The sequence below is a fragment of the Pseudomonas sp. 34 E 7 genome, from assembly GCF_900005715.1.
Lineage (GTDB): Bacteria > Pseudomonadota > Gammaproteobacteria > Pseudomonadales > Pseudomonadaceae > Aquipseudomonas > Aquipseudomonas orientalis_A.
Genome location: NZ_CVTX01000145.1, coordinates 1 through 3907, shown reverse-complemented (window position 1 = coordinate 3907; position 3907 = coordinate 1). Strand labels below are relative to the sequence as shown.

The window sequence follows — 3907 nt, the reverse complement described above, 5'->3', positions numbered from 1 at the left end:
GCCGGGTTACCCACGGATTCAAGCCTGCGTTCGGCCAGCGTGGTTTAACGGGGCGCCTGAGATCAAGATCAAAAGCAGATCAAGATCAAGAGCGGCTCGCTGCGCATCGTGGTTAGCGTTGTAGATATTCATGACCATCGGGGCAAGCCCCCACCGCCCTCTGTAGGAGCGAGCTTGCTCGCGAAAAACTCACAGGCACCGCGTTCATTCAGAAAGCACGCGTTATTGTTGACGTTTTTCGCGAGCAAGCTCGCTCCTACAAAATTAGGGCAAGCCCGTCCCACATTAGATCCGCTTCGCAGCGTGGAATTAAGGCGCGTCGGCCTTGATTTCCTGATAACGCCTTTCCAGTTCCTGGCGAATCTGCCGACGCTGCTGGGCCTGCACGAAGCGGCGTTTGTCTTCGCTGTTCTGCGGCTGCAAGGGGGGGACTGGGGCCGGTTTGCGCTGGTCGTCCACCGCCACCATGGTGAAGAAGCAACTGTTGGTATGACGCACCGAGCGCTCGCGAATGTTCTCGGTCACCACCTTGATGCCCACTTCCATCGAGGTGTTGCCGGTGTAGTTGACCGACGCGAGAAAGGTCACCAGTTCGCCGACATGGATCGGCTCGCGGAAAATCACCTGGTCCACCGACAGCGTGACCACATAACGGCCGGCATAACGGCTGGCGCATGCGTACGCCACTTCGTCGAGGTACTTGAGCAGGGTGCCGCCGTGGACGTTGCCTGAGAAGTTGGCCATGTCAGGGGTCATCAATACCGTCATCGACAGCTGGGCGTTTCCGGGTTCCATAGCACACTCACGGGTTTAGGCATTGGTTGGGTAGGGCACCTCTGCGGGTGCTGGGAGCTTTGCAGCCATCCCTAACGGGACGCCGGTGGGCGGCTTGCCGTCACGCCCGGGCCGATCTGTTTCCATATATTGCACCGGCTTTCCGGCGGAAGTCGCGGTGTTAACCTTCAAACGCGCCTCCACGGGCATTTCTTACGGTCACGGCAGACTTTTCTTTCAGCGGCTGCGCGCGTGGAGAGTGAGAAACCACCAGTAATTCCAAGGAGCCCCACGCCATGCATGCCATCAGCTTTATCCAGGACTTGGCCGTGATCATGCTGGTGGCGGGGGTCGTCACCATCCTGTTTCATCGCCTCAAGCAGCCGGTGGTGCTGGGCTACATCGTCGCAGGCTTCATCATCGGCCCCCACACGCCGCCGTTCGGCCTGATTCACGATGAAGACACGATCAAGACGCTGGCCGAACTCGGGGTGATCTTCCTGATGTTCTGCCTGGGCCTGGAGTTCAGCCTGCGCAAGCTGTTCAAGGTGGGTGCCACGGCGTTTATCGCGGCGTTCCTGGAAATCATCCTGATGATCTGGATCGGCTACGAAATCGGTCAATGGTTCGACTGGAACACCATGGACTCGTTGTTTCTCGGCGCGATCCTGGCGATTTCCTCCACCACCATCATCGTCAAGGCGCTCAATGACCTGAAGATGAAGAACCAGCGTTTCGCCCAGCTGATATTCGGCGTGCTGATCGTCGAGGACATTCTGGGGATCGGCATCATTGCCTTGCTGTCGAGCATCGCCGTCAGCGGCACGGTCAGCTCCGGCGAGGTGTTTTCCACCGTGGGCAAGCTCTCGCTGTTCATGATTGTCGCGCTGGTGATCGGTATTCTGCTGGTGCCGCGCCTGCTGGCCTACGTCGCCAAGTTCGAAAGCAACGAGATGCTGCTGATCACGGTACTGGGTCTGTGTTTCGGCTTCTGCCTGCTGGTGGTCAAGCTTGAATACAGCATGGTGCTGGGGGCCTTCCTGATCGGCGCGATCATGGCCGAGTCACGCCAACTGATTAAAATCGAGCGCCTGATCGAACCGGTTCGCGACATGTTCAGTGCGATTTTCTTTGTCGCCATCGGTTTGATGATCGATCCGCAAATCCTGCTGCAGTACGCGTGGCCGATTGCGGTCATTACCGTGGCCGTGGTGCTGGGCAAGATGCTGTCTTGCGGGCTGGGCGCGTTTATCGCCGGCAACGATGGCCGCACCTCGCTGCGGGTGGGCATGGGTCTGTCACAGATTGGCGAATTCTCTTTCATCATCGCGGCGCTGGGGATGACCCTGCAGGTCACCAGCGACTTTCTGTACCCGGTGGCGGTGGCGGTTTCGGCGATAACGACGTTGCTCACCCCGTACCTGATCCGCGGCGCCGACCCGCTGTCACTGAAAATTGCCGCTGTGATGCCCCAGCGCATGAGCCGGGTATTCGGCATGTATGGCGAATGGCTGCGCAGTATTCAGCCGCAAGGCGAAGGCGCCATGCTGGCGTCGATGATCCGCAAGATCGTGCTGCAAGTGGGGGTGAACCTGGCGCTGGTGATCGCGATCTTCTTCGCCGGCAGCTTTTTCGCGGCGCGCATCGGCGGGTATCTGGAAGGCTGGATCAGCGATCAAAGCTGGCAGAAGGCGTTGATCTGGGGTGGGGCATTGCTGTTGTCGCTGCCGTTTCTGATCGCGGCGTACCGCAAGCTCAAGGCACTGTCGATGTTGCTGGCGGAGATGAGCGTGAAGCCGGAAATGGCCGGGCGGCATACCCAACGTGTGCGGCGGGTGATCGCGGAGCTGATCCCCATTCTGTCGCTGCTGGTGATCTTCCTGCTCCTGGCAGCCTTGTCGGCCAGTATTCTGCCGACCAACAAGTTGCTGGTACTGATTGCGGTGGTCACGGCGGCGGTGGCGGCCGTGCTGTGGCGCTGGTTCATCCGCGTGCATACGCGGATGCAGGTGGCCTTGCTGGAGACGCTGGATAACCACAAGGATACGCCGGAACACTAGAAGGCCAGGTGTGGGCCTCAGCTTTCCAGCCAGACATCCCGTGCCCAGTGCCACACCGATTCCCAGGTTTCTTCCTGGACCAGTTCTTCCTCGGCGGACCACAGCACCACGGTGCCGTCTTCTTCGACGCAGTAGTAATCGTCGCCGTCCTGGCAGATCGGGATCAGGCTGCGGTCAACACCGGCGTCCCAGGCGTTGGCGGCAACGTCCGGCAGATAGGTGTGGGACTGCGGGTCGGTGACGGTCACCGGCTCGAGGCTGCCGTAGACCACGTCGCTGACGGTCAGCAGGAATTCGCGGAACACAAAGGGGATGTCGATGAACAGTTGTTCTTCGATTTCCACCAGTTGGTCTTCGTCAGGCAGCTCCAAGGGAACCGGGACCGGTTCGTTGGCTTCACGCAGTTGTTCGATGATTTCTTCCACGGCCGGGATCCTCTTGCTGATGGCGCGTTTTATAGGGGCGTTTTATACAGTAGCTCGCTATAAGTGCAACCGTGAAATAGAAAACCCCGGAACAGGTCCGGGGTTTTGTTACCGCTTGCTCACGCGTGCGGGTATCAGCCGTTCTGGCGGATACCGGCGACCAGCCATGGCTGGTTTTCGCCCTGCGGACGTTCCATGTTCCAGCTTTCGCTGAACACTTCGCCCTGGTCGAAACGCGAGGTCTTCGACACGCCGCTGAAGGTCAGGGTGGCGATGGTCTTGTCGGCGCGATCATCCACACCGTCCAGCTGTACGCGCAGGTCGTCGATATAGGTCGACTGGAAGCCGTCACCCAGGTCGGCGCGTTCGCGCTTGAGGAACTCCAGCAGTTGCGGGGTCACGAACTCGGCGATCTTGTCCATTTCGTTGGCGTCCCAGTGCTGCTGCAGGGACTGGAAGTGGCTGCGGGCCGCTTCGATGAAACGCTCTTCGTTGAACCAGGCCGGCGCGTTGATCACCGGACGGGCGGCCGCAGGGGCTGCCGAACCGCCGAAGATCGAACCCATGGCGGGTTTTTGCTCGAACACTTCACGCTGCATCGGCGCGCCGGCCGGGGCCAGGTGCTCCTGCTGCTTGCGGCGACGGGCG

4 protein-coding genes are annotated in these 3907 nt (G+C 60.1%); 1 reads left to right on the top strand and 3 read right to left on the bottom strand.

Annotation, left to right across the window (positions count from 1 at the left end; genetic code table 11):
- Positions 1–309 precede the first annotated feature (309 nt).
- Positions 310–795, bottom strand: coding sequence for an acyl-CoA thioesterase (locus BFP96_RS14585; RefSeq protein WP_065894308.1), 486 nt, complete (start codon positions 793–795; stop codon positions 310–312).
- A gap of 275 nt (positions 796–1070) precedes the next feature.
- Here BFP96_RS14585 and BFP96_RS14580 point away from each other — a divergent pair, with 275 nt between their 5' ends.
- Positions 1071–2834 carry a cation:proton antiporter gene (locus BFP96_RS14580; protein WP_065936464.1) on the top strand — a complete coding sequence of 588 codons (1764 nt, stop codon included), beginning with the start codon at positions 1071–1073 and terminating at the stop codon, positions 2832–2834.
- Between the two features lie 17 nt (positions 2835–2851).
- Here BFP96_RS14580 and BFP96_RS14575 read toward each other — a convergent pair whose 3' ends face one another.
- A complete protein-coding gene (locus BFP96_RS14575; protein WP_003195742.1) occupies positions 2852–3259 on the bottom strand; it encodes an SMI1/KNR4 family protein in 408 nt (135 codons plus the stop codon).
- Between the two features lie 134 nt (positions 3260–3393).
- Positions 3394–3907, bottom strand: a 514-nt coding sequence (locus tag BFP96_RS14570) for a Tim44 domain-containing protein (RefSeq protein ID WP_170876011.1), incomplete at its 5' end; no start/stop codon positions are given.